This is a genomic window from Candidatus Methylarchaceae archaeon HK02M2 (assembly GCA_024256165.1).
Classification (GTDB): Archaea; Thermoproteota; Nitrososphaeria; order Nitrososphaerales; family JACAEJ01; genus HK02M2.
Window position 1 is genome coordinate 1 of sequence record JAKLZG010000046.1, and the last position, 6,533, is coordinate 6,533.

The window sequence follows — 6,533 nt, forward strand, 5'->3', positions numbered from 1 at the left end:
TTAAATAAAAGCGAGGTAGTCTTTCCCATACCTAGGGCTTCCAAGCTCAAAAGGGTCATGGAGAATGCCGGAGCCGTGGGTTGGAGGCTGGATTCGAAAGACTTGACAAAGTTGGAAACTGAGGCAGGCTAAGATACTATTTTCTTCATAAACGTATACCGACTACGCAATTATTTCTCTTTAATCTTTATCAAATAATAAAGCTTAAGACATAAAAAACGATGGCAAGCTAATAGAAATAACCTCAAAAAGAATTTCAACGATCGGTACCCTATTTTTTTTGGGAATTATTCTAGGTTTTTGCTCCCTTGATGTTTCCACTCTATCTTGTTCAATTGAACAACAGAAGTATTTTTATCTAAAGGTAATGTAAAAATTCTCTTTGGAGATAAAGAGATTGGGTTTATTTGATTTCATCTTTAAGAAAGGAGAAAAAGAGATAACCAAACCATCAGATGTCCCATTAAACGAACTTGATTCATGGTTTGATGATAAAACAAAAATTCATTTCGAAGAACTGGCCGCAAACAGCAAAAAAGTACTCGGTAATATTCAAATATCAATCGAACAATTTAGAGATGACATAGAATCTTTGGAAGAGGCTGAAATAGAAGAAGAAAAAGTAGACACGAGATTACGACAAATTGTTCTTGGAAATCGAATCAGTTTGGTAAAGAAGATGCGAAGCTTTATCGATGGCATCAAAATTCCCGCCCCAATAAATTGTAAGACCATTTTAGAGTTCCATGATTCATTCATGAAGATGTTGGAAGACGTTAATATGAAGTCTGTAAAAAATTATCAGCGTACAAAGATACTTTTTGGTTCAGAAGCCTCATCATTATTAAAAGATTTAAAGATATTGAACAAGTTAGTTGCTGAACTTGTAGATCCGATAAAAGAAAAAAGAGAACTGATCAAAGACATCGATGAAACCAAAGAAGACATAAAAGACTTGAAAGAAGAATTTTCTTCTTTAGAGAGAAATAAGAAAGACTTGAAAGGTCAAAGATTTAATTTGGAAAGATTGGGTAAAGAGAAGAGTGAAGTCAGAAAGAGTCTGGAGAAACTGGTTGAAAGTGAAAAATGGACTTATTTTAGCAAGCTTGTACAAGAGAAAGAAGATATTCGAAAAGAAATCAAAGAAGCGAGGAGTAAGATACTTCAGACCTTTTCTCCCTTAAGAAAATCATTAAAGAAATTTAAAAATTTGTTGAGTACAGAAAAAGAAAAACTTGTAAGTGAAAAAGAATTGGATGTCTATATCAATTCCCCTGTAGAAGCTTTAATTGCAAATGGTGGGCTCGAGACGCTGAAATCCGTTTTAAACAATGTTAAAAAATTTATTCTATCAAGAGAGATCGAACTAAAAGATAAAAAAAGAGAGAAAACAATGGCTTCGATTACGGAGATACTCGAAACCGATACTTTAAAAGAATTGATTAAAAAGCATAATGATTTAGTCACTAAGGTAGAGTTACTCAGTAAGACGATTAATAATATAAAATTTGATGAGAAAGAAATTTTAGAAAATAAGCTTGACGAAATAAAACGTAGCATTACAGAATTGGAGGATGAAATACAAAAATCAGACGAAAAGAAAAAAGTTCTAGAAAAAAGAATTTTGGACAAGATGGTTCTGCTAGAAAACAAGATAGAACATATAACGAATCGAAAAGTTAATCTTATATTGGATCAGAATTAGTTCAAGTCAAAAGTGACGTATAACAAACATTTACAACTTCACTCTTACTTGCTTATGATCGTAATGATGCTCCCAGACCGATATGGACGCCTATTCACAAGCTTTTTGGAATTGATATTTTTTTGCTTAAGGCTACTCACTACGCATAGTATGTTACGCTGATTTGATGGTTGCAGCTTTTTATTTCTTCTGTTGCATTGCGGCAAGATTCCGTTCCACAACTTCCATGGTTTTTTGATACTTTTCTTTAGGGCTGAATTCAATCAATTCTGTCCCTGCTTCGAAAGTTGCTGAATGACCGGGAGCTATATAATATGCATCCCCTGCTTTTACGGTTTCCTCACGATCTGCATACCTGACTCTCATCAGACCTTTTATGACATATCCCCAGTGTGGACATTGGCATCTATCATTAGGTAAACCTCTCATTAATGGTGTAACATCAAATCGTTTCTTAAATGTCTCAAATCCAACATGCATGTCTCCCCAGGTTGCTTCCTGAATAACTACTTCACTAGATTCAAGTGTTTTAGGTACATCTGCTTTTGATCCTCGCATAAGCTCACCTCCTAAATCAATCTAAATTTTAATTTATTTAGGTTTTTCACTGAAACATAAAAAGCTATGTCAGCTGAGGAAATGATAAAAATAGTTAAAGAATTGCCTTAAGAAAACATAGGAAATTAAGAAAAGATTAAACTGAATTAATAAAAAATAGGGTGTAGGGGCCTAATCAACCCGCTTCAAAGTAGCTATCCGTACAATAATTAGCAAATACATGGGCTTTATTATTATCTCGACTATCTATTCAAACGAGTTATTTTTACTTAGTATTATCAGCTCCCGCCCCTATCTCTATGTTCCAATCGAGTTATTTTTGTTATGTAATGTTTGGAAGTCTTTTCTTAAGAAATGAAGCAATTAATTTAAAGATTTCATGGTGGCTAACGTCAATTATAGGAACCGTGACGTTTACCTTTTCTATCCTTATACCACTACAATATTCTGGCATTTCTGCAAAAGAAACAAAGTCCCAGTGGAGAACCCCATTAAGAAGTTCCTTTGTTATAGTTTCATTCTTAGGCATAGCGCTGAATTGCATGGCAATTCCATCAACCCACCTTAGAGCTTTTCCCAACCCACCTGGCGCTACTCCCAGAGCTTGTAGCTTAGCCAAATCCTCAAGTTTATCGTAAGCTAGATATTCATGGATTACGACCTTCTTCCATGGTTCATGTACTACTTCTGTAATAACTCATCATCCCCTCAATTCTTCCATGCTCTCTTTAAGATAAGTCTTCTCGATTAGATAGGCAATGAAGATCTTTCTTAACATTTCAGCGTCCACATTTCCAATTTTACCCATAAAGGCTCCCAACATCCTATATCTATCATATGTGACTAAACTCAATAGTCAAATAAAAGACTTGTCAGAAATAGGAGTAATGAAAATTGAAGGAAGTTAAGAAGGAAAGTAAAGATTACAGAATTCTAGGAATGATTTTCTTCTACATCGCAGCTGACAGAATAAAGATCGCCTACAGAAAAAAATCACATCGTTGCCCTAATTGGCCTTTTCCTGAAGATGTTTTGCTGCACTATCAGTCCATGAGATTCCCTTCTCTTTACATTTAAGAGTCCAACTCTTCATAATCCTAAAGACTCTTAACTTCACCTTATACTGTTGTTTTTCCCAAACATCTCTCTGAGTTGCTACCGCCAATAAATTTTTTGTGAAGTTTGTAAAGTTCATATTGACCATAACTGTAAATCACTTTAATCGAGTACTGAAATCTAATTTACATTACCCTTATGCCTCTCAATAGTTCTGGAATGAGAATTTCTTTAGGTTGGTGGCGAAACGGGGGGTGAAGCTGAAGGCGATATCATGCATATCCAAATCGCTGTATGCACAACCTTTATCCAGCCTGAAGGCAGACAATAATTTAGAATTTATATCCCTGCCTGATAGGAAGATATACCAGTTAGCTATGCTCGAGTTGGGGCGCCAACCCGCGAAGCGCTTCAACTGCTGATCGTTGAGGACGTTGGCGTATTCCGTCAGCCTGGAGTCCCAGAGCAAGTGGGTTCTAAGCTTCTTTCCTTTCAGCCTTCTCCCTATGATCAAAAATATAAACTGTTATATCCTTTCGGGGGTTTCCATCCCCAATAGATCGAGGGCAATCCTTACAACATTCTTAAAGGCTTGAACAAGGGTTATCCTTGCCATCCTCTTCTCCTTATCCTTCTCTTGTAGTACGGGGTTCTTCTCATAGAAGGTGTTGAAACTTGTAGCAAGGTTAAAGGCATATCTGGCCAGAGTCTTTGGGGAGAGGTTCTTTGTAGCCTCCTCAACGTAAAGATCGAACTTTGAGATCAACCTTATAAGATTCAACTCTGTGGGATGGTCTAATGTAGAAGCATTATCTACCGTAATTTCAGGTTCTATACCAGCCTTTTTGATTATGCTCGATGCCCTTGCATGAGCGTATTGAATGTATGGCCCCGTCTCACCTTCTAGATTGAGGGATTCACGCAGATCGAAGACTATTATCTTGTCCAGATCTTGTTTTATCAGATCAAAACGAAGGGCAGATAAAGCCACCTTCTCAGCAGTATTGTGAAGCCAATCCTCACTTTCTTCCGGGTTCCTTTTCTTCGTCTCTTCATAGGCTTTTTTATGGAGGGCATCAAGCACATCATCTGCGTTGATGTAGATACCCTTCCGACCAGACATATGGATGAAGTCACTTTCTTCTATCATTATGCCAAGTTCATCGGCAGTCCTTCTGCTCAATGAAACGACCTCGTACCCAAGATGAACGTACTTCTTTTTGATCTTCTCCCCAATTAAAAGAGAAAGGATGTGTGAGATTATCTTCTGAAGTCTGCTCTGCCTCACGTCTATTACTGTTATCGCCAAGTCGGCAATCCCAAAATCTGGGTGCAAATCCTTTCCTTTTCCCGAAACTGTCGACCACAAGTCACTACCATTGGGTTGTTTTATGAATATGTTATATTGAAAGGGGTCTTCAACCAGCCCGATCTTCCATGAAGCGTAAGGTATGTCTTTAGCGATGTAGGTTAAAGTCCCATCGCTTCTCTTGATCACCTTCTCATCTTCCTCCCCCTTCATCTTGATGACCCAACACCCAGCAAGCTTACCTTCGGTTTCGATCTGAATAATTCCCCTATCTTTCATCTGGTTGAACAACCTCTCCCAGAGCCCCGTCTCAATTATATGAGATTCAAAGTTAAGGCAATCATAGTATGCGCCTACCCTCCAGCATGTCTCAAGTTGCTCCCTTACAACTTTTCTTGTTATCTCTTGAGCGAATTTGGCTATATCCGATCTACCTTCATCTATCTCTCTTAATACATCCTTCTGTCTCATAATGAGTTCAGGCTGGATTTTGTATAATTCGTTAACTTTTACGTAAACTTCATCTCCACAGTAATGGTCGAACTTCTTCCCCTTTGGAGGCTCGAGGGGAAAGCCTACATACTTAAAGCCCACAACTATGTCGGCTATCTGCAACCCTGAGTCATCGATGTAATTCAGTACCTGCACATCATGCTTGGTGAACTTCAGTATCTTATAGATAGAGTCGCCAAGGATTAAGTTTCTTACATGCCCCACATGCAATGCCTTGTTCGGGTTCACGCTTGTATGCTCAATACAGACCCTCTGCCCTCTACCGATGTCCAACGAGCCGTAGTCTTCTTTTGAGATAGCTTCAGAGATTGATCTGTAGGTTAGATCCGGGTATCTGACCCTAAAGTTTATGTAGCCAGGTCTACAGACTTCAAAACTTGATATCAGTGACTCCTTCGGGATCTTCAACTTATTGCCTATGGTCTTCGCCACTTCAAACAGATTGAGACCGAGCTTGTTGGCTATTGTGAATGCAACATTCACTGACAACTCCCCAAACTCAGGTCTTGGAGGTTCTGAAGGCTCGAAATCTATTAAAGGCAGACATGCGTCTCTAATCGCTAGTTCAATGCTTCTTTTAACATCTTCCCTAAACTCTCTGAAGCTCAAGGCGTCTCCTCATCAATGAATTTTCATGAATTTGTCGGTAATATGCTGGATAGCCTCTAAAAAGCCTTCGCCCATGCCGACATTCACAGAGAAGTCGGCCTTTTTCTTCACGTACTCTGGTGCATTTCAAATTGCCACGCTGTAACCACATACTTCGAACATAGGGATGTCTATATCACTATCGCCAATAGCAATGATCTGGCTCAAGTCCAACCCTAGATTCTTCGCTGCAATTTTCAGGCCACTTGCCTTACTTACTGACCTATGTGTTAGATGGTAACCATACTTGCTGTCATGAATTGAGATTGGCAAATCACTCTCATCAAGAATCTTTCTTCCTTCATTCAGGTTGAAATTCCTCTCTAAGACGACTTCAGTGAGTCGGGGAAAGACCTTTTTCTTCTTTACATTTTCGATCCTTTTAGAGAGATAGTCATAAGCCATCAAGCTATAAGATATGTCTGCCAGTAAGAATAAATCTATAGGGGAAGTTGCAACAACCCCCCCGTTTTCTCCTACTGCTACTCTTGTGGTGCCCATGTAGATAGATAAAGTCAGAACTTCCCATGCACTTCTGCCACTTACGAATATCACTTTATAGCCCATCTTATTAAGCCAGCGTAGAGTATAGGCAGCATCGAGGTTGATAGCCCCCCCATCTTCAGTTATGGTACCATCGATATCGATAGCAAAGCCCTTCAAATCCATCAAAAGCACCCATATGGATAAAATTTAGTTGTTATATATATGTGTGAGATGTAATAAAATGGGTCCGTAGCCTAG

The 6,533-nt window shown here is 38.5% G+C and carries 7 protein-coding genes; 1 reads left to right on the forward strand and 6 read right to left on the reverse strand.

The features are described 5' to 3' along the window. Positions 1 to 382: 382 nt before the first annotated feature. A complete protein-coding gene (locus L6N96_03700; GenBank protein ID MCP8323263.1) occupies positions 383 to 1,705 on the forward strand; it encodes a hypothetical protein in 1,323 nt (440 codons plus the stop codon). Positions 1,706 to 1,885: 180 nt separating this feature from the next. Here the strand turns inward: L6N96_03700 and L6N96_03705 are convergent, their stop codons facing one another. The 6 genes from L6N96_03705 to L6N96_03730 form a co-directional block, all read right to left on the reverse strand. Next, complete coding sequence (locus L6N96_03705; protein MCP8323264.1) at positions 1,886 to 2,263, reverse strand: hypothetical protein; 378 nt, start codon at positions 2,261 to 2,263, stop codon at positions 1,886 to 1,888. A 322-nt stretch (positions 2,264 to 2,585) separates the two neighbouring features. Then, complete coding sequence (locus tag L6N96_03710) at positions 2,586 to 2,882, reverse strand: hypothetical protein (protein ID MCP8323265.1); 297 nt, start codon at positions 2,880 to 2,882, stop codon at positions 2,586 to 2,588. Positions 2,883 to 3,269: 387 nt separating this feature from the next. Next, positions 3,270 to 3,467, reverse strand: coding sequence for a hypothetical protein (locus L6N96_03715; protein ID MCP8323266.1), 198 nt, complete (start codon positions 3,465 to 3,467; stop codon positions 3,270 to 3,272). A gap of 57 nt (positions 3,468 to 3,524) precedes the next feature. Then, the gene (locus L6N96_03720; protein MCP8323267.1) at positions 3,525 to 3,734 is read right to left on the reverse strand and encodes a hypothetical protein; all 210 of its coding nucleotides are present in this window, start codon (positions 3,732 to 3,734) and stop codon (positions 3,525 to 3,527) included. Positions 3,735 to 3,845: 111 nt separating this feature from the next. After that, positions 3,846 to 5,750, reverse strand: coding sequence for an arginine--tRNA ligase (locus L6N96_03725; protein ID MCP8323268.1), 1,905 nt, complete (start codon positions 5,748 to 5,750; stop codon positions 3,846 to 3,848). A 126-nt stretch (positions 5,751 to 5,876) separates the two neighbouring features. Further along, positions 5,877 to 6,458 (reverse strand): phosphoglycolate phosphatase, encoded by a 582-nt coding sequence (locus L6N96_03730; protein MCP8323269.1) that lies wholly within the window; start codon positions 6,456 to 6,458, stop codon positions 5,877 to 5,879. Positions 6,459 to 6,533 lie beyond the last annotated feature (75 nt).

What these genes read in the sequence shown, in the direction of transcription:
- L6N96_03705 (MCP8323264.1), bottom strand. Translation starts at nt 2,263, where the DNA reads ATGCGAGGATCAAAAGCAGATGTACCTAAAACACTTGAATCTAGTGAA.
- L6N96_03715 (MCP8323266.1), bottom strand. Translation starts at nt 3,467, where the DNA reads ATGGTCAATATGAACTTTACAAACTTCACAAAAAATTTATTGGCGGTA.
- L6N96_03730 (MCP8323269.1), bottom strand. Translation starts at nt 6,458, where the DNA reads ATGGATTTGAAGGGCTTTGCTATCGATATCGATGGTACCATAACTGAA.